This window comes from Saonia flava, assembly GCF_011927795.1.
GTDB classification, from domain to species: domain Bacteria; phylum Bacteroidota; class Bacteroidia; order Flavobacteriales; family Flavobacteriaceae; genus Saonia; species Saonia flava.
Genome location: NZ_JAATJJ010000001.1, coordinates 1,693,205 through 1,717,482, shown reverse-complemented (window position 1 = coordinate 1,717,482; position 24,278 = coordinate 1,693,205). Strand labels below are relative to the sequence as shown.

Here is a 24,278-nt window from a genome sequence, read left to right as displayed (position 1 = left end):
AAATGAAAAATGCGCTAGTAATTTTAATTTTAACACTGACCATGGTATCTTGTGGTCAAAATGAAACCAATATGAAAACTTTTGACCCAGCCTTTGCACACACGGTGTATTTTTGGTTTAAAAACCCAAATAGTCAGGAAGATAGAGCAAAGTTTGAAGCTTCGCTTACCAAGTTCATGAACAACTCTGCCTATGCCAAAACTCAATTTATTGGCACGCCACCCAAAGCATCCAGAGATGTGGTAGATGGTTCGTTTACCTATTCCTTGATTGTTTCTTTTGAGTCCGCGGAGGCGCAGGCTAAATACCAATCAGAACCACCACATTTGCTTTTTGTGGAAGAATGCAGTGACCTTTGGGAAAAGGTAATTGTCTATGATTCCCAAACCATAAAGTAATCCCATGATTTCCTATCGGCTTGCTGTAAAATCAGATTATTTAGCCATTGCAAATTTGCATGCGGTAAGTTGGCAAGAAAATTATAGAGGTGATTTTACAGATGATTTCTTGGACAACCAAGTTATGGATGAGCGGCTTGGGGTTTGGCGGGAGCGTTTTGCTACATCAAAACATAACCAGCATATACTTATAGCAGAACAAGGAAACAAAATTTGCGGTTTTTTGTGTGCCTACATGAACGATGACCCTGTTTATGGAACCTTTATAGATAACTTGCATGTCTCGAGCAAGATTAAAGGAAAAGGGATTGGTTCTAAGTTAATTAAGTTGATAGCACAAGAATCGTTTAACGATTTTCCCAATGCCAAGTTATATTTATGGGTATTGGAAAGTAATACTTCGGCTATTGATTTTTATGCTATTCTGGGAGGAAAAAACATTGAAACCGTTACCAGTACGGAGATTGGGGACAAACCTATTAGGGCACATAGAATAGTATGGAATAACGCTAAAGAATTGTTGGAAAAATGAACATTGAAGAGTTTAGGAACTATTGTATAACCAAAAAAGGAGTAACAGAAGAGTTTCCTTTTGATGCCGTAACTTTAGTGTTCAAGGTAATGGGCAAAATGTTTGCTTTGGCTCCTTTGGAAAGAATACCTTCACAGGTGAATCTTAAATGTGACCCAGAAAGAGCCATTGAGCTAAGAGAAGAATATGATGGGGAAATTACTGCAGGTTTCCATATGAGCAAAGTACATTGGAATACACTTCACTTAGAAAACTTGCCACCCAAATTGATAATGGAACTAATAGACCATTCCTATGATTTGGTGGTTTCCAAGTTTACCAAAAAGCTAAAAGCAGAATGGGCGTCCCTTAAGTAGAACCTATGGAAAGTCAACTTAACAAAATTATAACCGACTTAAAGGAGTCGTTCAATGGACAACCTTGGTATGGGGATTCTGTCATGAAAAAGCTAAACACCATTGCTTGGCAAAATGTTAATACAAAAAAGTATGGTGAAAAATCCATTGCGGTTTTAGTACAACATATAATAAATTGGAGAATTTTTGTCTTAAAGAAGCTGCAAGGAGATATGAATTACGATATCATAATGGATAGTGATTCCGATTGGTCTGAAACACATATTGAGAATGAGAAAGAATGGAATGAGTTAAAAGAGGATTTAAGTAAAACACAAATAGATTTAATTGGTTTTTTGGATAATGCTACAGAGGAATTGCTCTCCAAAAAAGTACCAGGAAAGGATTATGATTTTGGACCAATATTGACGAGTATTTCCCAACATGATATTTATCACTTAGGACAAATAGCTATGCTCAACGCAATGGAGAAAAACTAAGATGGAATATATATCTTAGTCCCATAAACCAGATTCCTTTTATGCAAGAGCTTTTTACTTTTTACGCCAATCAAATAGAGCAACATACAACCCTGTTGTCTAAAATAAAAGAGCGTTTGTTTACATCCAGTATGCTTCGCTTGGCAATTTTTTGCATTGCGGTTGCAGCGGTTTATTTTGCATTTGGGAACGCTAGATTGGTTGTTGGGATTATTCTTGCAACTATAATGATCTTTCTTTTTTTGGTTTCTAGGCATTCAGATTTACAATATAAAAGTGACAAATTAAATGCTCTTATTAAGCTGAATAAAACCGAAGTTGAAGTGTTAAATAGAAAGTTTAATGGCTTGCCAGAGGGAAATGAGTTTAAGGACCCTTTGCATCATTTTAGTCAGGATATTGACCTGTTCGGCAAAGGTTCTTTTTATCAATATAGCAATAGGACTTGCCTAGCACAAGGGACAGAAGTTTTGGCACATATTCTTACCGAAAATTCAATAGCACAGATAAAGCAGAAACAGGAAGCTATAAAGGAATTATCCAAAATGCCTGAATGGAGACAGGAATATTCGGCAGTAGCGGGCTTGGTAAAAACAGAGACCTCATATAAAACCATTCTAAAATGGTTGGCAAATTACAAGAGCTTTGTTCCCGAAATCATGAAACATTTGCCCAATGTGTTTTCAGTGTTTTCAGCCATTCTCATTACAGTTTATTTTTTAGGTTTTGTTTCTGGTTGGATAGTTACAGGTTGGTTTTTTGTTGGGTTAGGTATAACAGGAAGGTTTCTCAAGAAAATTAATAAGCTGTCATCTGATACTGCAAAAATACAAAGTACGTTTCATCAATATCAGAAATTGATTTTGGAGATTGAGAAGACTAGTCTTTCTTCAGAATTATTAAAGGAAAAAAGGGCAACTGTTGTTTCCAAAAAAGTAAAAACCTCTAAAATATTAAAGGAGTTCGCACGTATTTTAGGTGCTTTGGATCAACGTAACAATATGTTGATGGGATTAGTAGGAAATGCTTTTCTATTGTGGGATCTAAGACAGAGCTACTCTATTGAAAAGTGGATAGAAAGATATGGGCTGCATGTTGAACAGTGGTTTGCTACAATTGCTTTTTTTGATGCTTATAATAGTCTAGGGAATTTCACTTTTAATCACCCAACATATACTTTTCCGAAAATAAATAATAATAAAACGGTATTAAAATCTGAGGGAGCATCACATCCTTTGCTGGACTCCATGAAGAGTGTTCCCAATGACGTAGAGATAGACGAAGAACAATTTTTTATTGTTACAGGAGCCAATATGGCTGGTAAAAGTACTTTTTTGCGCACCATATCATTGCAAATTGTAATGGCAAATATTGGACTTCCTGTTTGTGCTAAAAAGGCGGAATACTCTCCAATTAAACTAATTACAAGTATGCGTACCACAGATTCGCTTACCGATGATGAATCCTATTTTTACTCTGAGTTAAAGCGATTGAAGTTTATTGTGGATGAAATTAAAACGGAGCGTTATTTTATTGTTTTGGATGAGATTTTAAAGGGCACCAACAGTATAGATAAGGCAAAGGGCTCCCGTAGGTTTGTAAAGCGGTTAGTAGCATCCAATTCTACTGGAATAATAGCCACGCATGATTTAAGCCTGTGCGATATTGCCAAAGAACTAAAACCAGTAAAGAATTATTATTTTGATGCTGAAATTGTGAACGGTGAACTTCATTTTGACTATAAGTTTAAAGAAGGAATTTGTCAAAATATGAACGCATCCTTTCTTCTTAAGAAAATGGAAATAATATAAGCCCTATGGAAAGCTCATTCATGTATCAAAAACATTCTAATTGTCCAATATTCTAAAATATTTATCGATACCATTTTTCCATTCATCTACACTTAAATGCTATTCACCTACACTAGATAGGTATGTTCATTATATAAGTGTCACATTTGTAATCTAAAGTGAAGTACTATGGATATTCTTTTTATTGAAGACGACGCAATTGAAACTATGAAACTAAATAGAACTGTTTCTAAGCTACAATTAAAACATAATATAACAGAGGCTAAGAATGGGGAAGAGGCCTTAAATATTTTAAAATCGGGAGCGAGCTTGCCAGATATCATCTTGCTGGACTTAAACATGCCAAGAATGAGTGGTACGGAATTTCTTAAAATCCTTAAAGAAGATGATGTACTAAAATACTTACCTACTATTATTTTGACAACATCTGAAAATAGAGCGGATTTATTGGAATGTTATAAAATTGGTATTGCGGGATATGTTATAAAGCCTTTAAAATATGAGGATTACGAGAATAAATTAAAAAAGGTTTTGGAATATTGGGACACCAATGAATTGGTCAAGGCCTAACAGATTTTGTAATTTTACAACATTTTTTTTTAAAAAAGTACATATTTTCCTACATTTAATTTTTAAAATACTTTAAATGAAAGGAATAGTTTTTACTGAGTTTTTGGAAATGGTGGAAGAAAAATTTGGATTAGAGGTTGCTGATTCAATTATTGAAAACTCCCATTTACCCTCTGAAGGTATTTATACTTCTGTTGGCACCTACGAATTTAATGAAATGGTAAGTCTTATCACCAATTTAAGTAAGGAGGTTAAAGCTCCGGTGGATGACTTAATATATGCTTTTGGCTTATATCTTTTTAATGGTTTGAGTAAAGCACATCCAGAAGTTATTCAGAGTTATTCTTCTCCATTAAGTCTAATTTATTCCATAGAAGACCATATACATCTGCATGTGAAGAAATTATATCCAGATGCGGAATTGCCCACCTTTAAAATCTTGGAGCAAACAGATAATTCCTTAACGATGATATATTCTTCATCAAGAGGATTATATCGTTTGGCACACGGACTTATTGAAAAGTCCTTTGAGCATTTTAATAAAACAGCAACAGTTAATTTTGAATTATTAAATGAAAATGGGACCGAAGTCAAATTTAATATTGTCCAAGATGGAGAATAAAGAAGTGACCCTTCTTAAAAAGGCTTTGGAACGACAAAAAAAAGCACGTTTACAGGCCGAACGTATTTTGGAGGAAAAATCCAAAGAACTTTATGATGCTACAAATCAGTTAAAGGAATCCAATGAGCGGTTAGAAAATATGCTTTCGGAAAAGACTTCTGAACTCGAAGGTGTTTTCTATAATATTATAGACCCCTATATTGTTATGGATATTATGGGGAATATTTTAAGGATGAACGGTGCTGCTAAAGAACTTTTGGGGTATGATAATAATATAGAAGAAATTAATCTTATGAACTTGGTTCATAAAGATTATGTACAATATACCCAAGAATCTTTTCATAAATTATATGAAGTAGGCGAACTAAAAAATTACAAAACCAAAATATTAGACAAGGACAAGAATGAAAAATTTATTCATGTCAATAGCAGTATAATATATGATAAAAATAGAAAGCCAATTGCTGCCCAGGGTGTAATAAGAGATATCACCAAAGAGGACGAAATAGAAAAATTATTGGCCGAGAAAAGAAAACAATTGGACATTATAGTTGAAAATTCTCCACTTGGGATTGTACTTACTGTCGACGACAAAATAATTAGGGCTAATAATGCCTCCGTGAATTTATTTGGTTATACAGAGCAAGAACTAAAAAAGCTTTCATTGGACAAAATTTCGATGACATGTAATAATTCTACCTCTATTAAAGAGATATCCAATTTTGAACCTAGTGAGAATCAAGAAAATTACTCGCTGGTAAAAAGGTTTTATAAAAAGGATGGTTCTACGTTTTTGGCCAAAACTCTTATAAGTAGGGTAGAGCAAGAAAAGAAACAAAAGGGATATCAAGTTGCAATCATTGAGGATATTACAGAGCAGAGAAATCTTGAAGAACAAAAAGAACAATTATTAAAAGAGCTGGAAGCCAGTAATAAAGGGCTTCAAGAATATGCACATATTGTTTCACATGATTTAAAATCTCCCTTACGTAGTATTAGTGCATTGTCAACATGGTTGTTGGAGGATTATGCCAGCTCTCTGGACGAAAATGGTGTTTTTCAGCTAAAGGCAATGCAGGAGAAAGTTGAGGCAATGGATAAACTTGTAGATGGGATATTAAAATATTCCACTATTAAAAGTGACAATCTTGATAATACCAAAGTTGATGTTAATACAGTAATTAAGGATATTAGGGACATTATATATATTCCGGACCATGTGGAAGTAAAGACGTTAAACAAACTTCCAACAATTTTTGCCGACAAGACCAAAATACACCAGCTTTTTCAGAATATAATTGGAAATGCCGTTGTACATATTGAAGAAGAGAAAGGTCTTGTTTCCGTAAGCAGCAAAGAAACCCCTTCGCATTGGGAATTTAGTATAAAAGACAATGGGGTAGGGATACCTAAAGAATATCATGAAAAAATATTTAAAATATTTCAGTCCATTGGAAACAAAGAGAGATCTACTGGCATAGGTTTGTCCATTGTAAAGAAAATAATTGATCTCTATGATGGTGAGATTTGGCTGGACAGTGAAATTGGGAAAGGAACCACTTTTAGTTTTACCTTAAAAAAATAAAATGAAAATATTACAAGCGAAAAGGAAATCTAAAAATGATTGGATTTTTACTTCTAAAAAAGAACCTCTACAAAAACCTTTGGTTTTAGTTTTTGGAAACCGTCATGCATTTGAAAAGAATAAGATACATGATGAGGTTGTAAGCCTGTTCCCAGATGGCCATATAGTTTATGGAAGTACATCTGGTGAGATATTGGAGGATTCGGTATATGATGGAAGTATTGTTTTGACTGCAATTCAATTCGAGAAAAGTAATTTTATTATTAACAGGGAAAACGTGCTATCATTTGACAATGATATTCGTGCTTTGGGGAATGCCTTAATGAAAGGATTGTCATTAGATGACCTAAAACATGTTTTGGTGATATCTGAAGGAAGCTCTGTGAACGGCAGTACTTTAATTGATGCTATTGAAGAAATTGTTGATAAAGAAGTAAGTATAAGTGGAGGGTTATGTGGTGATGATGCTAGATTTGAAAAGACATTGGCCTCCTATAATGAAGAGCCTAAAATTGGAGAAGTCATTGTTATTGGTTTTTACGGTGATACTTTAGAAATAACAGCGGCCAATTATGGTGGTTGGACTGGTTTTGGACCAGAAAGAGTCGTAACAAAATCTGAAGGAAATATTCTTTATGAAATAGATGGCCAGCCTGCATTAGATCTTTACAAAACGTATTTGGGGGATAAAGCAAATGATTTACCACAGGCCGCACTCTTGTACCCATTAAAAGTATGGAGCAAAATAGATGAAGAACCTATTGTTAGAACAATATTAAATATTGATGAAGAGCAAAATTCAATGATATTGGCTGGTGATGTTCCGCAGGAGTCAAGGGTACAATTAATGATGGCGACGGTGGATGATATAGTTGAGGGAGCGTCTGAGGCAGCGAAGTATGCCATGAGAGATAGAAAAAACAATCCAGAATTGGCTATTTTAGTGAGTTGTGTGGGCAGAAAATTGGTGATGGATCAAAGAACGGAGGAGGAAATAGAGGAGGTTAGTCATACTATAGGGGCAGACGCCAAAATAACCGGTTTTTATTCTTATGGGGAAATAGCTCCTTTTGCCGGACAGAGTAAATGTCAATTGCATAATCAAACGATGACCTTAACCCTTTTTAGCGAGTAATGCATTCACTATTAAAGAGACAGATTAGAAAATATCTGCCGGAGAATCTTTCAAATAATCCGGAAATAGAGGTTTTTTTGGAATCAGTGGAATCTTCCTATAAAAATTTTGATGAACAAGTAATGATGATTCAGCGGGCAACAGCAATTAGCTCAGAGGAATTATTTGTTGCCAATCGCAAGTTAAGGAAGGAAGCAGAAAGCCAAAAAAAGATACTTCAGGCATTGGAGGGGGCTATGGTATCTTTATATAGAAATAATCCAAATACTGAGTCAGAAGCTATGTTTAGGGCGCAATCTTTTGATCCAATAAAGTTGGCAAAGGATATTGAGGATCAAGCACAAGAAATAGCACGTATTACTAGTGAGAAAGATGTGTTGTTGACCAATTTGGAGCAACAGAATGAAGCATTGAACAACTATGCCCATATGGTTTCGCATGATCTTAAATCACCAATAAGAAATATGGATGCTCTTTTGAACTGGATTAAGGAAGACGATGCCAAAAATTTTACCGATAGTAGTAAATCCAATATTGACCTTTTATTCCAAAATTTGGCTAAAATGGATGCATTAATCAATGGTATTTTAACCCATGCTACAATAGACTCGTTAGAAGAGAAAGCCACAGAGATGGATTTGAATTTACTCGTGGATGAAATTAAAAATACGGTATTCATACCGGATAATGTGTCAATTTCTTGTTCTAAAAAATTACCCAGTTTAAAGGCTCAAAAATTTACATTGGAGCAATTGTTCAAAAATCTAATCACTAATGCTATTTCAGCTTCAGAGCACTTGGAAAGTGGAGAGATTTTTATAGATGTGGAGGATAAGGATGATTTTTGGGAGTTTAGCGTTAAAGATAATGGCAAGGGAATTCCAGAACAGTATAAGGCCAATATTTTTGACATGTTCAAAAAACTAGAAGATAATTATAGTGCCACAGGAATAGGGTTGTCTTTGGTTAAAAAAATAGTCAATCTATATGAAGGGGATATTTGGTTGACTTCTGAAGTAAATAAAGGGACTACATTCTTTTTTACCTTAAAAAAATAAAAATGAAAGAGACGCCTAATTTAAAATATATAAAAGAATTATCGGGTGATGATGAGGCTTTTGAAAAACAATTTATTAATATTATTAAAACCGAATTGCCTGTTGAGGTAGAAACCTATGAGAATACGGTTAAAGAAAATAAATTATTTGAAACAGCGGAGATAGTGCATAAGTTAAAGCATAAACTAAATATTTTTGGTTTAGAAGATGCATATAGACTTGCTGTACGATATGAAGAAGATTTAAAAAGAGGGGAAACAATACTTGAAGGGGATTTTAAGGGCATTTTAGAAGGAGTACAAAAATTTGTAAACACATTATAATCCAACTATGAATTGTATAATAGTAGACGACGAAGCAATGGCAAGAGCTGTGGTTGCAAAACTAAGTGAAAATATACCCGATTTGGATGTAATTGACCAGTTTTCCAATGCCATGGACGCCATTAAATTTTTAAACCAGCAAACTGTTGATGTTATTTTCTTGGATATCCATATGCCAGGTTTTTCAGGATTTGATTTTGTGCAGACCCTTAAGGATCCGCCAAGAGTTGTACTGACCACTTCTGATAAAGATTTTGCCATTGAAGCATATGAATATGAGGCAATTGTGGATTATTTGGTTAAGCCTATTACTCCAGAACGATTTGAAAAATCAATTCTAAAAGTAAAGGGTAGTATGGCAAAACAGCCGGTCATTGCAAACAAGGAAGAGAAAAGTTCCTCAGTAGGGCAAGAATTATACATTAATATAGATAGAAGATTAATAAAATTACAGTTTGATGAAATTTTATTGATCGAAGCAAAAGGGGATTATATAGATGTAAAAACTGAAAAGGAAAATTACACAGTACATTCTACATTAAAAAAAATAAAGCAAAAATTGCCAGAAGACATCTTTCTACAAATACATAGATCCTTTATAATAAATTTCACTAAAATAATTGATATTGAGGACAACAGTGTTTTGATAGGAAAAAATGTGATTCCCATTAGCAGGTCCAATAGACCGGAGTTAATGAGAAGATTAAATTTATTATAAGATTATAAAATAGCCACTCGACAGTAAGATTATATCCAACTATAGTAAAATGTTATTCATCTATACCTACAGATGTTTTGTATAAGTAGTTGTGATATTTGTTCAATATTAAATCCCAAATCATGAAACAATTTTTACTCATTAGCCTATTAAGCTGTTTTTCTTTCGGGTTTGCCCAAACAGGAGCAGTTTCTAATTTTAGTTTTCAACAAAATCCAATTGAGTTGGGTGAAACTATAAATTTTTCCATTGATTATGTCAGTGATGTAGATGCCTATTTTTCTATAGCCTTATTAAAATCTCAAAACAATGGTAGCCAAATTAATTGGAGTACAGGTATGCACTGGCAGAGTGTAAACGTCCCTGCTTCAGCATCGTCCTCCACATTCAATGGATCTATTCATTTATCTGGATTTAATGAAACCAGCCAAGAGATAGCTCCAGAGGTATTTTTGGTTATGGTCCAACTAGTGGATAGAAATACGGGAAGCTCAATGGCAGCGGTAAACAATTGGGGCGTGGGGCCAGAAAATACCATTACAATTTTACCATCTAGTGATGTATTTAATTATCAATATTTAGGTGCATATGATAATGATGGAACACCCTTGTACTTGGAAACGCCAGGAGATGTAGTTACAGAGTCAGAATTGGAAACAATTAACAATTCTCTCCCCGAGAGTTTCCCAGTTCCAGAATACAATCCTCAATATATTACATCTGGTTATGATACGGACTTGATTTTGGACGATAATGCAGATGTTTGGGTCACATTTATTACTGAGGGAGCTGGATATACAAACGTGTTGGGATATTATACCTATGATATAAATAATCCACCAACAACAGTTCCCAATCAAGAGGATATTACCATTATATATCCAAATGCTTCGGAACTTGGAGCAGGAGGGGGATTGCAAGTAGGAGATAAAGTTAAAATAGGAACCTTTACTGCAGGTACTGGTATTGGTTGGGTATTATTAGCAAATGCCTGGAATGGTAAGGAAGTGGCACATGATATTTGGCAAGTATACTCCAATCCAGATTTTAACCCTGAGAGTGATGAGACTTTAAGGCATCATAATGTATTGTTGAAAGACCCGGACAACGAGCGAATTATCCTTGGTTTTGAGGATGTGAGAAGAGATTTAGATTGGTGTGACAATGATTTTAATGATGCTATATTTTATGTGACAGCAAACCCGTACACTGCCTTAAGAACTGCAAATTATGCAGGTGTTACGGATGCAACTCCAATTTCCTCAGCAAATGATGGTGGTCTGGAAAGCAATGGCGATTTGGCAACACTTATTGCGAAAAGAAACTTTACAAGAAATAAGAAAGGAACTTCCAAGAATACAAAAAAGGCACAGAGAAAATATTTAAAGAAGACCTATAAGTCTATTGGTGCCAAATCTGGAACCTTGGACTCTTACTTTCCACAGACAGGTATGTTGGGAACGGAAACAACTTATGTTTCCAGTCCAGAAGATTTGTTGGAGATTACGAATGCGGTAAATATATTCTCTATTGATTATTACCAAGAAGAAGACCGGGTAACAGCGGCATTGGCAACAGAGACCAAAGGAGGAGTTTATGATCACTCCAAAACCATATGTGATCGTCTTAATAGCTCAAAGTTATTGGATGTTAGAACTGTAACTTTACAAGGATATAAATTGGTGTACTCTCAAATAGAGAGAGCTACTGGAGATGTGGAATATGCCTTGACATTTTCAATAAAACAAGATGGTGGAAATACATTGTATAGCCTTTGGAACTTAGATCAATACCCAGCTGGAGATTATCTAAATTTTCAGGTATGGGGCAGCTCCATGGGGCAGGTAACCACAATCGTAAACAACATATTAAAACAACTAAAATTAGAAGGGCAGTTGGCCAAAAACTCACAGGACAATATTGTTCCCACAGTATTTATCCAAAGTGGGTTCTATAAACGAGGTAAATTACATCTTAACATTGTAAACAAGGTTAATGCGCAATGGATGAATTTGGATGGTAATTTTAAAAGGACCGAGCAGTTGGACTTGGAGAACATGAATGAAATGTACACACTGTCGGGTGCATGGAATGAAGAAATTGTGGTTGAACCTGGTTTTATTTTTGACATAGGCCTATCCATAACGGCGGAGAATTCATTTCAATATGATGCTATTTATTTAGCCGATGGTCCTTGGGGAGTAGATTACGACAGTACAATAGACAGTATTGAGGATTTTCAAATCTTTGCGGAAGTAGAGAGTGACAGTACTTCTGCGTATCCTGTGGAAAGAAGTGTTTCTGCAAAAGGGCAGGTAAAAGGTACCATTAATGTATTTAGAAATATTTTGGCTGGGGATTTGGTTTTGGACATTACAGATTATGATCGTTTACAGTTTAAATTACAAAGCGATGTAGATTTGGAAATTAGCTTGGTTACAGATGCAACAGATATTTGGGAAGAAAGGTTAAGAACCACTATTGTTGCAAATGATAGTTTAACCCCAACAAGCATTATGTTCAGTGAATTTAAAAACCATTTGGGGCAATCTATGGACTTTACTAAACTAAGAACGGTTGTATTTTCAGTGCAAGGAGATTATGAGAACTTTAAATCCTTTGACCTAGAAGTTGAGGCTATGGCTTTAAATGATAAAGAGATGCTTGTAATGCCAACCGAAGAAGAAAGTGTTGTGCAAGAAGAGATTGAAACTGAAAATTTTGGTGTAAAAAGTTACCCCAATCCATTTACTGAATATGTGATTATTAGCTTTCCTCAAGAAGTGAATGAGGTGCAAATGATGGTGTCCAACCTATTGGGCCAAGTGATACATAGGGAAGTGGTACATACTATGGACGATCAAAAATCTGTCCGTTTTGAAGCGAATAATTTGTCCAATGGTATGTATGTATATACACTGGTGGATATGGTAAATAATAGAACCTATCAAGGTAAATTAATAAAGAATTAAAGATTTTGGTTGGTGTTTGTTGAGGTGATGACCTGTGCATTGGTAAGAGGGCACAGATGGAATACATAAGTCATCACCATGTTTGAGGAATAACCATGCAATTATTGCATGGTTATTCTGCTTTTTATACCTGTTACTTCCTATTAGATTAAAACAAATCCTCTTGCTTTTTGAAGACAAGGTTTGCCCAATGTTCTCAAAGGCCTAATGCTAAATTAATACAAGTTGCTTATTTAGCTATATACTTAAAAACCATATAAGAGTTGGGCCATCGTCGCAAATATAATATAAGATGTATTCTATATTACAGCTTGAGGTTATTGTTTAGAGATACTTAGAACAGCCAAATAAGAAGTTTTTTCCAATACTGCTTTGATTAGTATAGAAGATTATAAGTTTGTAGATGATTCCTCTTAAGTAAGTATTTGGTAGTCAGAAAAAGAACCGTTCTTAGATGTAAGCTTTTTTATTTATGGAACACTAGCACAACCACATTTTGATTTTTACTTGGTCGATTATTGTTTGTGCAAAATACAAGTCCATTAATCATTTAATTTCTTATAAAACAATGGCTTTTTGGTCAAAAGCCATTTCAATTTTAAGCCAATCTCTGTAAACTCAAAACCTGCGGCCGTGGCAGAAGCAATATTACTATACTTACCATATAAATTACTGCTAAATCTTTTGGAGAATTGATGCTGTAAACCAATTTCTGCCCTAAAAAGGGATGTTTTATCATCCTGTTCCACTTTCTGTATACCTGTTGCAGCACTGGCCATGTATTTGGTCTTTTCGGAAATATCCCCTCGAATGTCTGCAAAAATTTCAACAGCTTGGTAAATACTTGGGCTAAAATAAATAGTTGGTACTTGATCTTTAAAAGATAAGTATTGGTAATTAAGGCCCATTTTTAGGGCAGGCTTTCTCATTATATTATAGTAGAGGGATGTAAAAACTAAATTTCGGGTATTATCATCCGTTTGTTGGGTATGTATGGCCTGTGTATACCATCCAAGATTTATATTGGTGCCTAGATTATAGGCAAGTCCATAATGGTTCAGGACAATTTCTCTTTCAATAAGATCAGCGTTAAAACTCTGTACTTCTCTCTGGTAACCTAATTCTATATTCTGTAGTTTTAAAGGTTGTAACTGTAACTTAAAATCCATTATAGGTTGGGTAAATGTGTTATCAGTTGATCTAGAGTTATTAATTCCCAGTAAGGCCTTTATGTTCGTTTTTGGGAGTAACTTATAGGTAGCTCCTGCTAAAATAACATGAGAATTTGCCTTGTTTAGGGTTAAGGTATTTTCGGTTGTTCTATATTCATAGGACAAGGTGGTCAATAGTTTAGTGGATAAAGGAACACTGGCAGTTGTATTACTGGAAAAGGCCGTGTTTTTACCATTGTCAAATGTATATTTTACAACTTCCTCTACATATGGTGTATATTTAGTATTTAGTTTTTCTATAAAGGATAAGGCGTCTTTTTGGTTTTTAAATATTTCCAAGGTTTGAAAGGCAGCTTTATAGGATGGAATAATTTTATCAGAGGCAAAAAGGGCATTGGCCTTACCTAAATTACCATCAAAGGAAGCACTGTCTTTGACCAAAATCGCATTATAGTTATTTATACTCATCTTAAAATTACTTGTATACATTCCCAAGGTGGCCCTTAGCGAATAGATCCAATCCCTATCTTTATATTGGGTTTCGAGTTTTTTTATTTCCTCCTTGGCCTTTCCGTATTTTCTATTCCAGATCAAGGCTTGGACATACCGTTCATGAGTACGTTCTTTAAGCTCGTAATCTTTAAAGACCATTACCTTTTCTCTTGAATTTTTGGCTATCCTAAGAGCTTCTTTGTCTTTTTCCCCAATATGGTATGCCAAAGCAATCCCATTTAAAGCTGTAATGGAATCTTTGGGTGATGTGGCATATCGTCTGTAGGTATGGATAGCGCTATCAACTTCTTTAATAATGAGGTACAAGTTTGCCAAATTCAAAAGTGCGTCTTTGTCTTCTGGAAAATCATTAAATATCTTATTGAGCAATTTTTTGCCAATCTCATACTTTTGATTGTTGACATGCTCATTGGCATGTCCCATATATATATATTTTCTAGATGTTTTGGCGCTTTCATTATTAGGGTCTATTTCCAAAGCCCTATTTACCCAATCCGTTGCTTCTTGATATTCCTTTAAATTGGACAATGTATTGGCATAGCCCAGTACGGCACCAAAATTTTCAGGATACTCCTCCACCAATTTCTTATATAGTGGCTTGGCTTTTTTAAATTCCTTGGCCCAAAGAAAGGATTCGTTATAATTAATTTGAATTTCAAAATCCCCTGGATAAGTATCCAATAAATTGGAAAAAAGAGTATTGGCCTCTAATGGGTTGCCACTTAGCCCTACTGCTCTACCATAACATATTTGTGCTGTTTTATTATTGGGCTGACGTTCAAGATAAGATTTAAAAAAGGTTTCAGCATCTTCAAATTGCCCTGTTTCCAATAGTTTAAACCCAGGCTGCATATCATTTTGTCCCAATACCGTGAAACCTATAAATAGGAAAAGAAAAAGAATTTTTTTTGACATAAAATCTATGTAAGTTAATTACTACAAAATATAACGATAAAGTTTTGTAATTATTAGTATTTAAAGTCCTAATAAGAACAGAATAAAGATATATATGGAAATATGAACTTGGAATGTAGTAATTGTTCATTGGTCTACACCAATCTTCCATCCATCGAAAACTGAAAGAAAAGTATGACACCGCATATGATATTTGCCTAAGAAAACAATCTAATTGCGGGTTGTGATAATTAAAATGCCTCTGGTGTTTTGTTTAAATGAAAAGGCTATATATAGTTAAGTCCCCCGACTTATGTTCATAGGCTATAATGTAGAAAATGTGCCCGCAATTTTTTAAAAAATAAGTTTGAAATTATTAGCTAGTGTTTTTAACCAATAAATAGGCACAAATAAAGTATAATGGTTTAGGTTAGGTTGAGTGCAAGGGAAGTAGAGTGGGTTTCTGCTTCCCTTTTTTTAAATAACCTAACCCTAAATGTTTATAAAAGAAAGAAATGGACTACAATATTATACAGATTTCACGTTTATAATATAAAGTTTGTTCAAAACAATAATAATTAAATACTAACTATTGACCGCCATTAAACTTGTCCTAAAAAAAATTACGCCAGAACAACTGTTCATGGGTAGTGTGTTGTTGGTAAATGGCGGAAATTATTTATATAATTTGTTGTTAGGTAGGCTTTTGGGGCCTGAGGCATTTGCAGAGGCGGCTCTATTAATCACTTTATTGCTTGTACTGTCATTTGTGGGAATGACTTTTCAATTGGCGACAGCAAAATTTGCAGTAGAGTTTTCAGGTGTCGAATGGAGGGTTTTTAAAAATAAAAGTTACAAATGGGCTACTGTTTTTGGAATTGTAGTAGGCATTTTAATAATTCTTTTTTCCAAAAATCTGCAGACTTTGTTCAACGCAGAAAGTCCTTGGATGTTTATAGCTTTTGGTTTTGGAATACCCTTTTATTTTTTTATGAGTGTTAATCGTGGAACCTATCAAGGTCAGTTAAAGTTTAAAAAATTGTCCCTTACTTATCAAACAGAAATGTGGGGTAGGTTGTTGTTGACATTAGCACTTTTATTGGTGGTCCCCATGAAACCCGGAATTTTGGTCGCCATAGGGATATTACTTTCTTTTTTCTTTGGATTGTTTCCTTCAGATTTAAAAGGAATCTCTTTAAAAAACACAGGGGTATTAAAACCAGAAAATGCTAAAAAAGTATCCCAATTTATGGTGCTCACGGCTTGTTATGAGTTAACTCAGATAATCATAAACAACAGTGATATATTATTGGTGAAGCATTATTTTGATGCAATGGATGCTGGATTATATGCTTCTTTGGCCTTGATAGGAAGAGTAGTGTATTTTGTAGCGTGGATGTTTGTTATGTTGTTGTTGCCTACAGTCATTCAAAAACAAAAGGATGGTGAAGCAACAGCCCCTATCCTTTTTAAATATGTTTTATATATAGGTGTATTATCCATATCCATTGTTACGGTATGTTTCTTTTTTCCAAATCTTATTATTAACCTAATGTTTGGTAAAGCATATTTAGCCATGGCGGGTTTACTATGGAAATACGCTTTGGCCACATCGCTCTTTGCTATTTCTAACATATTTGCCTATTACTTTTTGTCACTTGATCAATATGTTCCGGTCATCATTTCTGGTTTATTGGGCATGGGACAAATAGTCTTGGTGGTACTTTTTCATGAAAATTTGGAAATGGTAGTCTTTGTCCAAATAATAGCCATGGCCATATTATTGGGGGTGCAACTTTTATATTTCGCCAGTAAAAGGCTTATTAAGTAATTAATTCTAAACACATATAACCTAACATAAACAGTATGAAACTAGCAATTGTAACTGCATATCCTCCGAGTAAAGTAACCTTGACAGAGTATGGGTATTATTTGGTGAAACATTTTCGATTACAAAATCAAGTTGAGGAGTTGGTATTGATCTGTGATCATACAGAGGGAGCAAAGGATTTAGCTTTTGAGGAAGAGGGATGCAAAATAACGGTCAAAGAATGTTGGAGTTTTAACAGTTATAAAAATATTTATAGTGTTGGTAAAGCCATCTCCGAAACTAAACCGGATGCTGTTCTCTTCAATCTTCAGTTTTTAAAATTTGGAGACAAAAAAGTACCTGCCGCACTTGGGTTGCTACTTCCATATATATGCAAGTTAAAGGGAATACCAACAATATCCTTATTGCACAATATATTGGAGCAAGTAGATTTGGAGAATGCCGGATTCACTGAAAACAAAATACTTCAAAAAATATATAATTTTATAGGAACTACATTAACAAAATTTGTTCTGGCCTCTGATATGGTTGCGGTTACCATAAGTAAATATGTAACCATTTTGGAAAATAAATATAAAGCAGAGAATATTGCTTTGGTACCACACGGTGCTTTTGAAACTCCACCAGAACCCACTTATAATCTTCCAAAAGGACCAAAGCAAATTATGGCCTTTGGTAAGTTTGGAACGTACAAAAAAGTAGAAATTCTTATTGATGCCGTTGAGAAAATTAGAAGTAGAAGCGATGAGGATATGGAAATTGTGATTGCAGGGACAGATAGCCCCAATACACCTGGTTATTTAGATGCAGTTGCCCAGAAATATAAGGATGTTAAAAATCTACGTTTTACAGGATATGTGGCGGAAGAGGATGTTCCAAAGATTTTTGGGGATTGTGCGGTGACAGTATTCCCATATACATCCACCACAGGAAGTTCCGGAGTATTGCACCAAGCTGGGAGCTATGGCTGTGCTGTTGCATTGCCAGATTTGGGAGATTTGAGCACATTAATTGAAGAGGAGGGTTATAAGGGAGAATTTTTCGATGCCGATAGTTCTGAATCACTTGCAAATGCGATAGAGAATATAATCTCTAACGATGCATATAGAAGGGCCTTAGGAATGGCTAATTATAGAGCTGCTTGTTCTTTGCCAATGTCACAAATAACAGAAATGTATTTGGACCACTTTAACAAAATAAGCAAGAAGAAGTATAAAGGTTCGAACGAACTTATGGTAGAGAAAAAAACAGTGCTGCACTTTGAAAAATAATTTTAGGTGGATAGGCAAAAAAGGGGGCGGGGTAAATTACCTTATTGCTCCCTTTTTTATTTTAAATGTTTAAAATAAGCTTTCTTATTACCCTTTTTGTCAATGCAGCCAAAGTAATGTTGTTTTTTTGTTCGCCAAGGTAATCTGCCCGCCACATCTACAGGCACTTCTTCAAAATCAAATAAAGTCCAAAAAACATATGGAATATTTTTTTCTTTTATAACCTTTTGTATTTGCTCATAATATGCTGCTTGTTTTTTTTCAGATCCTTTGTATAAATTCCAAATACCACTATACGATGAAATTCCATATTCTTGTAGCACAATAGGTTTATTAGGGATTTCTAGTTTTAAATTGTCCATGGCATATTCAAAAGCATTGAGGTCTTGATAGTAATGAAAGGAAACAAAATCTACCTCTTTGGATAAATTAATCGCTGCTTGGGGACTGGACCACCCAATGGTTACAGGGTGATTTTTGTCCCAATTTTTAATGTTAAGAATCATATTTTCCAACCAGGCCAATATCATTTCTTTTCCTCTTGAATCAAAATCCAAATCTGGCTCATTTTTAATGTCCCATGCAATTATGGCTTTATGGTCTTTAAAAATGGTAACAATTTGCTCAGCATGTCTATCAGTAATCGTCCAATCGGACACATCGTAATTGCCATAAAAATCGAATAATGTAACAATGACATTTATATTATTTTCTTGAGCTAAATCAAGTGCTACTTTCAGTTTGTCCAATTTTTCTTTTAAAACATTGGCTTTGCCAAAATCTTCATATTGTATAAATATTCTTATGGTATTGAGCCCCATACTCTTTATTAATTTGTAATCGGCATCTATTATACTATCATTAAATTTTTTTCCGAACATATCCCATGGACTATCTTTTGGATAATAATTTACTCCCTTAATTGAATTTATATCTTCAACCCTATTAATAGAGTCTTGGGTTTCCAATTGTACGGTTTCCAATTCTTTGGAATTAATTTCTAAATGGCGAATTCTCCAAAATCCATCTTCAAGAAGCATCATAATCTGATAGTTGGTTGTGTCCCTTTGTTTAACCAACAACTTATCGGCTTTATAAATTTCTTCATAGGATGTAACATTATTGTCCGATATTACAACTAAAGTTCCATCAGTGCTATAGAATTCAATTTTTGGATTATGTGCCAATGTTGTTGTGTTTAATTCAATATCATTTGCTTTATTAAGATTAATAATATCAAATAACTTTACTCTTGCACTATCCGTATAATAATCATGAATTCCAAAGGGGTCGTTGCTTTTATAAGCCATATTGCGAACATGCCATGCACTTAAATAATCTTTTTCAATTTCCATTAAAGTTTGATCTCCAATTGGCCTTCCTAAATTTTTGGCCCTGTCCCAATTCATTTTAGGAAGATAACTTTCATCTAAATTGGCTTCCAAATGGAGCATTGAACTTCTGTCTGCTCCACTATTTAAATAGGATAAGGTAGTGCTTAACCCAAATAGAATTAAACCATTGATTCCTAAAAATGAAAGTATTAATAAACTTCTATAAATATTCCTGTTTATTCTTTTGCTCATTTTAATTCTATATTGAATTTCTTTGTAATACCTGCGGATTTAATTTCTAAAAAATAGTTTCCATGTGAAAAAAAATCGTTGCTCAAAGTGAATTTTCCCATTCCTTTACGAGAAGTAATTATTTTGGTATCCACTAATTTTTTGTTTAAATCATAAATGCCCATTTTAATTGGAATGCCGTCGGGCACTACTTGATCCATAAAACTTTCTAATGGACCAATAACAATTTCTCTGTTGTTTTCAGAAATGTGAACTTTGTAATTTTTTATTGCAGCATCAAAATTTAGTTCTAGAGTATTACTTTCAGAAGCTCCTGTAATATATGCCTTGATTTTCCATGACTCTTTTTGAGTGGGATGTAACATTTTGGCACTAGCTATTCCATTTAGTGTGGTTCCCATTGTTTTTAGTTGGTAACCATCATTATTTTCTATTATGAAGTAGACCATGGTGCCATTACTCAAGACATTATCAAATTTATCTTTTATAATGGATGTGGAAAATTCCACAACTTGATTCCCATCTGCGAATTTATGCTCCCTTTTGTAATCAATTTCAAAACTCATTGCAGTAGATGGAAATACCTTTGAGGTAAATTCTTTCGAGTTTATATTTTCACAAGAGGAGGAAACCAAGATTCTTCCTGTTTTTTCAGTAGAGAAAATCATTTTTGAGGCATACAGATTTCCAGTAGATATGCTATCAATTTGAATGTTATTTTCAAATTGATGTTTCACACTTACCTTGGTGCTTTTTGGTACAGGGTTGTCATATAAGTCAGTTGGCACTACAACCAACATAGAATAATCTTTATTCCCAGCAATTATGGATCTAGGACCAAAATATGATTCTATATGGACGGGGTTGTCCATATTTGGAGTAATATTTAAAATTCCTTGAGAAGTTATTTGTCCTTTAAAAAGAAGCCTCCAGTAACAAGGGCCAGATTTTTTTGTAAAATTTTTTGGAATAACAAAAAGATGCTTGTTTCCATTTTTAGATGGCTCAACTATACTTGTTCCATTGGAATTTTTAAGAATCAACTTTAGATCTAGTGAAGTGTTGGCTTCAAATTCTAATGTTATGGGGTCACCAGCTATATAATCTGTTTTTGTTGTTTTAAGAACGGATGTAGGTGAGTCACCACTGCTTTTATATCCTAATGTATATAAAGAAGTAGTAAATAATAGAATATAAAATATATGTTTTAACCTCATCCTATTTTGGATTTCCTATATAACTATTAATATCAAATTTTATAAAATCATATCCATTTCCTTTAAAAGGTTGCGACTGCTTTATAATATGTTCCTTATTTCTATTCGGATTTATTTTTTCTGCTATTTCCGAATTTAATGTCCCATTTATAAAGCAATTTTCCATATTGGAATTAATTAATTTTATATTGGAAATGTCCCTAGGGTGGTAATTAAAAAACTGTTTACGTTGGACTCTAACCCCATCTATTAAAAATTGGTGATCTACCCAAATTAATTCTTCATCGGAACTATAATAGGAAATTAATAATTGTGGTATAGTGACTTCCTGTATTCCCGAATTAAATAAAGATCCTTCTATGCCATGGTCAGTATATTCCAACTCTTGTAATGATACACTTTTATACAGGTCGGTAATGGCTACATTTCCTGCGCATTGAAGGTTAAATTTAGTTGGTTGTTCCTCCAAGCTAATTGGTGTAAATTCATCAGGATTAAATGTTGGAGGAATAGTATCTTTTGTTGAAGACCATGCTATACCTTCAAAATTAATTTTAAAAGGAGTGGTTTCCTTGGGCATCAACTTATGTTTAATATGATATTTTGCATTAAAGTTGGCCAGCTCCGTATTATCATCGTTGTATAAAGTTGCCTTTAAAACAACATCTGATGGTACATCATCAACATTTTGTAGTTCACCAATAATACTATACTGACCATTTAGTTGTACTAATTTGGCTGATAATATTTCTAAAAGCGGTTGCTTTAAAATATCTTCATGGTGTGTTTGTTGAGTTGTAATTCGACGTCTACCATGGGTATAAAAAGTGGAGCCATTAGCCACAAAAAGCTGATCAGGAGGTATATCATTGTCTAACTTAGAAGGCTTAATATACCATTGACCATTTCTTTTTAGTAATTCATGATAATAATTTTTATAAACTTTTTCCAAAGGTGTTATCCATTGTGTGCTAATTTTAGCTTTCGCACTTTTCTTCTTTTTGTCTATAATTTCAATGCCAATAGAATCTAATTTGGCATATGAACTTAGAATACCATCTGTTACAGAAACTTCTAACATATACTGAGCTAAAGTAACATCACTTTCTGGGTCCAAATAAGAATGTGCCCTTTGGAATTCTTTAAAATCTAAAGCATCATAATAGGCCTTAACAACGTTATCGGGAGATATTTGGGTTGTATTCTTTATATAGAATAGGTACATGCCATAAGCTAGACAAAGCAACAATATTGCCGCCCAAATATGATTTATAATAACTAGCCCAAAAGGAAAATTTTTGTAATCCTTTTTATAGGTCATATAATCAGGGGGACTTATTTTTTTTGATTTTAGAACTCTATACCATATCAATTGAATATTGATAATAAAAGCAATTAAGACGGTTGATAAAGGAATAATTCCCCACATAAGTTTTAATGTGGTAGAAACATCATCTTTGGAGATAATGCTGGGTAAAGGTGGAACATTTAATTTTTCCCATACCATTATACCATTTTCCAATTGTTGCAAACGGTGCCATCCACAGAAATACAATATAGGATCATAAAATTTGTCATTGGAGAAAATGTACTTGAGGTTATATTTTTCTGGTACTGTTAAAAATTGTTGTAGTGATCCAATGCCCTCAACCCCCCTAAATTTGGAATTTTCTATTCTTTCTATAGCCCTTGTTGTAAGTTCTGGCAATCTTCTGGCCGAATGATAATTGCCATCAACTGTCATGGCTTTGGTTTGTGCTGATAACCATGCCATTTGATCCCCGAATCCAAGAGGTAAATATCGCCATTTGTCATGTTGGTCTTGGTTTAAGAAATTTACAATGGGCAACATTTTTATTTTTTGTGGCTGGGAGGGTCTAAAGTAACCCAAACTCATTGTGAATATCACCATAAATAACATTCCTCCAATGATTACACCACCCATAATGCGGTGATACACGGAACCAAGTTTTTTTTGCATCAAGGTTTTTATATCCCCCTCTACAATTCTGTACATGAATTCTCCAAATATGGGCAATGCCATTATGGTTGCCCACAAGGTAAAGCGGTCCAAGGTTAAAATATTGAAGGCCGTTTCACCCAATAGTTTTAGAGGAAGAGGTGTGGTGCCACCGGTGCCCAATAAAGTCAACATTGAAAATGAAAGTCCAAAAAATAAATATCTTTTGCTATAGAACCTATACATAAAGTAGGGCAGTATAAACAGAAGAATTCCCCATGGAATAACAAAAAACACTAATCCAGAGGAAGTCACTTCTAAAAAGTTGTCCCGGGAACCATGTGGAATAGGGACCTGTGTTATTGGGTTGTTTTTGGAGTTGATCCAATAGGGCAAAATACAGGTGATGATTAAGAAAAGAGAAGAAAATCCAAAAGTTACGATTCTCCAAAATAGCTTTTTAAATGAAATTAAAAACACTTTCAAAGTGATTTTCTTTACATCTTTCACCCGGTCCATGGAATCGTCCATAATTACCATTCCAATGAGCGGAAAAATAAAGAACACCATACCAAATATTGGGGTTACATGGTGAGAGGTAACCGCTACAGCTGTCAAAGAAAGAGATGTAAGCAAATATTTGTATTTACCCGTTTTAAGCCATAAATATATTTCCGGAAGGGCATGCATAAGAATAGAAAGCGCAGCAATACTTGGTAATTGACCAAAAATGTGGAGTGTTTCTATGAAAGTGGAAGAAAAAACTGCCAACAAGGCTGTGTAGCCCCCAATTTTTCTGTCACCAGTTATAAGAACACCAAAACGATAGGCCCCAGTAATAAATAGAATTATGGCTAGTAGGCCAACTGTGAAAAGACCAAACTTTAAACCACCAATATGGGACAGTAAACCTATTGCCTGATGTACAAGAGGGGGATAGGCTTGGACCGTAAATCCAGTATACCACCTAAAATCCCACGGCTCAAACCAACTATTGGCATAATGATCGGCAAAAAACAAATGTATCAGTGCATCATAGGTGTATTCAAGGGTGAAAAAAATAGCAGAACCATGAAATGCAATGCCAACAATTAGTGCAAGGACTAAAAGAGTATTGGTTTTCTTCATTCAGAAGTATATGTAGGAATAATATCTTTTAGATAAAGATAATAATATTAATATAGAAAAAGAATCACAATAATAAAGAATATATTCCGTTATTTTGAAAGAAAAAGATTACACAAATGAATTTCGATATAAAATTTCCAATCGTCT

At 34.1% G+C, this 24,278-nt stretch carries 19 protein-coding genes; 15 read left to right on the top strand and 4 right to left on the bottom strand.

The window, feature by feature from the left end; translation table 11 throughout:
- Positions 1 to 2 precede the first annotated feature (2 nt).
- The 13 genes from GGR42_RS07545 (at position 3) to GGR42_RS07485 (ending at position 12,559) form a co-directional block, all read left to right on the top strand.
- Complete coding sequence (locus tag GGR42_RS07545) at positions 3 to 398, top strand: Dabb family protein (RefSeq protein WP_167962452.1); 396 nt, start codon at positions 3 to 5, stop codon at positions 396 to 398.
- A 4-nt stretch (positions 399 to 402) separates the two neighbouring features.
- Complete coding sequence (locus GGR42_RS07540) at positions 403 to 930, top strand: GNAT family N-acetyltransferase (protein ID WP_167962450.1); 528 nt, start codon at positions 403 to 405, stop codon at positions 928 to 930.
- A complete protein-coding gene (locus GGR42_RS07535) occupies positions 927 to 1,286 on the top strand; it encodes an MmcQ/YjbR family DNA-binding protein (RefSeq protein WP_167962448.1) in 360 nt (119 codons plus the stop codon). Before GGR42_RS07540 ends, GGR42_RS07535 begins: the two co-directional genes overlap by 4 nt.
- Positions 1,287 to 1,291: 5 nt before the next feature.
- Positions 1,292 to 1,765 carry a DinB family protein gene (locus GGR42_RS07530; RefSeq protein WP_167962446.1) on the top strand — a complete coding sequence of 158 codons (474 nt, stop codon included), beginning with the start codon at positions 1,292 to 1,294 and terminating at the stop codon, positions 1,763 to 1,765.
- Positions 1,766 to 1,806: 41 nt separating this feature from the next.
- Complete coding sequence (locus tag GGR42_RS07525; protein ID WP_167962444.1) at positions 1,807 to 3,576, top strand: MutS-related protein; 1,770 nt, start codon at positions 1,807 to 1,809, stop codon at positions 3,574 to 3,576.
- 168 nt (positions 3,577 to 3,744) lie between these two features.
- Positions 3,745 to 4,146 (top strand): response regulator, encoded by a 402-nt coding sequence (locus GGR42_RS07520; RefSeq protein ID WP_167962442.1) that lies wholly within the window; start codon positions 3,745 to 3,747, stop codon positions 4,144 to 4,146.
- 76 nt (positions 4,147 to 4,222) lie between these two features.
- Positions 4,223 to 4,768, top strand: coding sequence for a heme NO-binding domain-containing protein (locus GGR42_RS07515; protein ID WP_167962440.1), 546 nt, complete (start codon positions 4,223 to 4,225; stop codon positions 4,766 to 4,768).
- On the top strand, positions 4,758 to 6,353 hold the full coding sequence (locus GGR42_RS07510; protein WP_167962438.1) for a PAS domain-containing sensor histidine kinase: 1,596 nt from the start codon (positions 4,758 to 4,760) through the stop codon (positions 6,351 to 6,353). The genes GGR42_RS07515 and GGR42_RS07510 overlap by 11 nt, the downstream gene beginning before the upstream one ends.
- Before the next feature lies 1 nt (position 6,354).
- A complete protein-coding gene (locus GGR42_RS07505; RefSeq protein ID WP_167962436.1) occupies positions 6,355 to 7,488 on the top strand; it encodes an FIST signal transduction protein in 1,134 nt (377 codons plus the stop codon).
- A complete protein-coding gene (locus GGR42_RS07500) occupies positions 7,488 to 8,546 on the top strand; it encodes a sensor histidine kinase (RefSeq protein ID WP_167962434.1) in 1,059 nt (352 codons plus the stop codon). The genes GGR42_RS07505 and GGR42_RS07500 overlap by 1 nt, the downstream gene beginning before the upstream one ends.
- A gap of 2 nt (positions 8,547 to 8,548) precedes the next feature.
- Positions 8,549 to 8,869: an Hpt domain-containing protein gene (locus GGR42_RS07495; RefSeq protein ID WP_167962432.1), complete on the top strand. Its 321-nt coding sequence runs from the start codon at positions 8,549 to 8,551 to the stop codon at positions 8,867 to 8,869.
- A 7-nt stretch (positions 8,870 to 8,876) separates the two neighbouring features.
- The gene (locus GGR42_RS07490; protein ID WP_167962430.1) at positions 8,877 to 9,587 is read left to right on the top strand and encodes a LytR/AlgR family response regulator transcription factor; all 711 of its coding nucleotides are present in this window, start codon (positions 8,877 to 8,879) and stop codon (positions 9,585 to 9,587) included.
- Between the two features lie 122 nt (positions 9,588 to 9,709).
- Positions 9,710 to 12,559 carry a DUF4114 domain-containing protein gene (locus tag GGR42_RS07485; RefSeq protein WP_167962428.1) on the top strand — a complete coding sequence of 950 codons (2,850 nt, stop codon included), beginning with the start codon at positions 9,710 to 9,712 and terminating at the stop codon, positions 12,557 to 12,559.
- 542 nt (positions 12,560 to 13,101) lie between these two features.
- On the opposite strand, the gene GGR42_RS07480 is transcribed toward GGR42_RS07485, so the two are convergent.
- On the bottom strand, positions 13,102 to 15,159 hold the full coding sequence (locus GGR42_RS07480) for a tetratricopeptide repeat protein (RefSeq protein WP_167962426.1): 2,058 nt from the start codon (positions 15,157 to 15,159) through the stop codon (positions 13,102 to 13,104).
- Between the two features lie 571 nt (positions 15,160 to 15,730).
- Here GGR42_RS07480 and GGR42_RS07475 point away from each other — a divergent pair.
- Positions 15,731 to 16,969, top strand: a complete 1,239-nt coding sequence (locus GGR42_RS07475) for an oligosaccharide flippase family protein (RefSeq protein ID WP_245201410.1) — start codon at positions 15,731 to 15,733, stop codon at positions 16,967 to 16,969.
- Between the two features lie 35 nt (positions 16,970 to 17,004).
- On the top strand, positions 17,005 to 18,240 hold the full coding sequence (locus GGR42_RS07470; RefSeq protein WP_167962424.1) for a glycosyltransferase: 1,236 nt from the start codon (positions 17,005 to 17,007) through the stop codon (positions 18,238 to 18,240).
- A gap of 56 nt (positions 18,241 to 18,296) precedes the next feature.
- Here GGR42_RS07470 and GGR42_RS07465 read toward each other — a convergent pair whose 3' ends face one another.
- Genes GGR42_RS07465 through GGR42_RS07455 form a run of 3 tightly spaced genes read right to left on the bottom strand, consistent with a single transcriptional unit; the run spans position 18,297 to position 24,131 of the window.
- On the bottom strand, positions 18,297 to 19,826 hold the full coding sequence (locus tag GGR42_RS07465; RefSeq protein ID WP_167962422.1) for a glycoside hydrolase family 2 TIM barrel-domain containing protein: 1,530 nt from the start codon (positions 19,824 to 19,826) through the stop codon (positions 18,297 to 18,299).
- Positions 19,823 to 21,043: a hypothetical protein gene (locus GGR42_RS07460; protein WP_167962420.1), complete on the bottom strand. Its 1,221-nt coding sequence runs from the start codon at positions 21,041 to 21,043 to the stop codon at positions 19,823 to 19,825. The genes GGR42_RS07465 and GGR42_RS07460 overlap by 4 nt, the downstream gene beginning before the upstream one ends.
- Before the next feature lies 1 nt (position 21,044).
- Positions 21,045 to 24,131, bottom strand: coding sequence for a hypothetical protein (locus tag GGR42_RS07455; RefSeq protein ID WP_167962418.1), 3,087 nt, complete (start codon positions 24,129 to 24,131; stop codon positions 21,045 to 21,047).
- Positions 24,132 to 24,278 lie beyond the last annotated feature (147 nt).

What these genes read in the sequence shown, in the direction of transcription:
- GGR42_RS07545 (WP_167962452.1), top strand. Translation starts at nt 3, where the DNA reads ATGAAAAATGCGCTAGTAATTTTAATTTTAACACTGACCATGGTATCT.
- GGR42_RS07540 (WP_167962450.1), top strand. Translation starts at nt 403, where the DNA reads ATGATTTCCTATCGGCTTGCTGTAAAATCAGATTATTTAGCCATTGCA.
- GGR42_RS07535 (WP_167962448.1), top strand. Translation starts at nt 927, where the DNA reads ATGAACATTGAAGAGTTTAGGAACTATTGTATAACCAAAAAAGGAGTA.
- GGR42_RS07530 (WP_167962446.1), top strand. Translation starts at nt 1,292, where the DNA reads ATGGAAAGTCAACTTAACAAAATTATAACCGACTTAAAGGAGTCGTTC.
- GGR42_RS07525 (WP_167962444.1), top strand. Translation starts at nt 1,807, where the DNA reads ATGCAAGAGCTTTTTACTTTTTACGCCAATCAAATAGAGCAACATACA.
- GGR42_RS07520 (WP_167962442.1), top strand. Translation starts at nt 3,745, where the DNA reads ATGGATATTCTTTTTATTGAAGACGACGCAATTGAAACTATGAAACTA.
- GGR42_RS07515 (WP_167962440.1), top strand. Translation starts at nt 4,223, where the DNA reads ATGAAAGGAATAGTTTTTACTGAGTTTTTGGAAATGGTGGAAGAAAAA.
- GGR42_RS07510 (WP_167962438.1), top strand. Translation starts at nt 4,758, where the DNA reads ATGGAGAATAAAGAAGTGACCCTTCTTAAAAAGGCTTTGGAACGACAA.
- GGR42_RS07505 (WP_167962436.1), top strand. Translation starts at nt 6,355, where the DNA reads ATGAAAATATTACAAGCGAAAAGGAAATCTAAAAATGATTGGATTTTT.
- GGR42_RS07500 (WP_167962434.1), top strand. Translation starts at nt 7,488, where the DNA reads ATGCATTCACTATTAAAGAGACAGATTAGAAAATATCTGCCGGAGAAT.
- GGR42_RS07495 (WP_167962432.1), top strand. Translation starts at nt 8,549, where the DNA reads ATGAAAGAGACGCCTAATTTAAAATATATAAAAGAATTATCGGGTGAT.
- GGR42_RS07490 (WP_167962430.1), top strand. Translation starts at nt 8,877, where the DNA reads ATGAATTGTATAATAGTAGACGACGAAGCAATGGCAAGAGCTGTGGTT.
- GGR42_RS07485 (WP_167962428.1), top strand. Translation starts at nt 9,710, where the DNA reads ATGAAACAATTTTTACTCATTAGCCTATTAAGCTGTTTTTCTTTCGGG.
- GGR42_RS07480 (WP_167962426.1), bottom strand. Translation starts at nt 15,159, where the DNA reads ATGTCAAAAAAAATTCTTTTTCTTTTCCTATTTATAGGTTTCACGGTA.
- GGR42_RS07470 (WP_167962424.1), top strand. Translation starts at nt 17,005, where the DNA reads ATGAAACTAGCAATTGTAACTGCATATCCTCCGAGTAAAGTAACCTTG.
- GGR42_RS07465 (WP_167962422.1), bottom strand. Translation starts at nt 19,826, where the DNA reads ATGAGCAAAAGAATAAACAGGAATATTTATAGAAGTTTATTAATACTT.
- GGR42_RS07460 (WP_167962420.1), bottom strand. Translation starts at nt 21,043, where the DNA reads ATGAGGTTAAAACATATATTTTATATTCTATTATTTACTACTTCTTTA.
- GGR42_RS07455 (WP_167962418.1), bottom strand. Translation starts at nt 24,131, where the DNA reads ATGAAGAAAACCAATACTCTTTTAGTCCTTGCACTAATTGTTGGCATT.